Origin of the sequence: Collinsella aerofaciens (assembly GCF_015557435.1) — a bacterium.
Classification (GTDB): Bacteria; Actinomycetota; Coriobacteriia; order Coriobacteriales; family Coriobacteriaceae; genus Collinsella; species Collinsella aerofaciens_Z.
On sequence record NZ_JADNOH010000100.1, the window covers coordinates 1 to 1,200 of the forward strand.

Sequence of the window (1,200 nt, forward strand, 5' to 3'; positions counted from 1 at the left end):
GTTGTTTCGCCGGAAAAAACAGCGTATAAAGCATATCCAAATTTTGGCTGATTCACGTATGAGTAGGAGAAGACCAAGAGCGTTACCAGTGCTGCTGCCATAAGTACATTCAAGACGATTCTTCTACCGCTCATCGGTCACTCCTTTCGAGTGCTGATAAAAATATATTAATATAATAACAGTTTTATCCAATAGGATTGGAGGAGTCATGGCAGTAAAATCCGTTATTCGTAAGTTAATGTTATTTTCAGCATCAACTGTCCTTTTATCAGCTTTTTTGGCTGTGACTCCATCTTTTGGTTTGACAGTAAATCACGATGTGTCTATCACCGCGTCTTACGCAGAAGTTTCGTTGTTTGATGAAATCTCTTTAGCAAGGCGTGCCATGCAAGAAGACGTCCTTGATACGTATTATTCGTTCTATTGTTTTAATAACGTTGCGCATAATATTCCCTTAAAGGATCCAACTTATAAGCGACTAACTTTCAAGAATAGCTACAGCCGTATTTATCCGGATACATGTCGAACAAGTTTTGTTTATACTTGCCCCACGTGCAAGGGTGACGGGCTTATGAAAGTATTTCAGTGCAACTACCAAACGCGTTGATTCGATTGTGGGTGGCTTATATGCATAGCATGAAGTTCAAAGCAATTCTAGGTTCTTTCTTCCTTTTTGTTTGTTTGTGTTTTCCGACTGCTGGCTTTGCGGACGGGATTGTCTGCAATATGAGAAACGATGTTCAGCCGGTTGCTTCTCTATCTAATGATCTCTCATATGCTTCTGGCACCGCTGCTCGCCGTGCGAACAGCGAAAGGGTCTTGAATGTATATTGGACTTTTACGGGACTATTGAATGGTCGAGAAGTGAAAGATCGAATTGTATATAGGGATTACAAGTCGCTATCTTTTCCTAATTCCTATAGTACTCTAGCGCCAACTTGGGTTAATACTCGCGCCACCGGTTCTAACGGTGAATATTTTTCTCAGGTTCAAGCTACTGGGGTTGGATCCGTAGAAACATGGCGTTGCAACTATCAAATTAGATAATTTGATATAAACGTCACATCTAAATAACGTGCACTTTCGCTGGAGGGTCGCTGTTTGGCGGCCCTCTTTTTTGCACAGGCGCGGTGGGATGGTAATAACGGGCGGGAGTCAGCCGCTCTGATAGAATCGTCCTTGCTGTCGGCAGCCCTCGTG

The 1,200-nt window shown here is 42.7% G+C and carries 1 protein-coding gene; it reads left to right on the forward strand.

The window, feature by feature from the left end; translation table 11 throughout:
- Positions 1–208 precede the first annotated feature (208 nt).
- The gene (locus I2G43_RS09950) at positions 209–607 is read left to right on the forward strand and encodes a hypothetical protein (RefSeq protein WP_195536025.1); all 399 of its coding nucleotides are present in this window, start codon (positions 209–211) and stop codon (positions 605–607) included.
- Positions 608–1,200: the final 593 nt, after the last annotated feature.

Bases quoted from the DNA above. Each gene is read 5' to 3' on its own strand.
- I2G43_RS09950 (WP_195536025.1), top strand. From the start codon at position 209: ATGGCAGTAAAATCCGTTATTCGTAAGTTAATGTTATTTTCAGCATCA.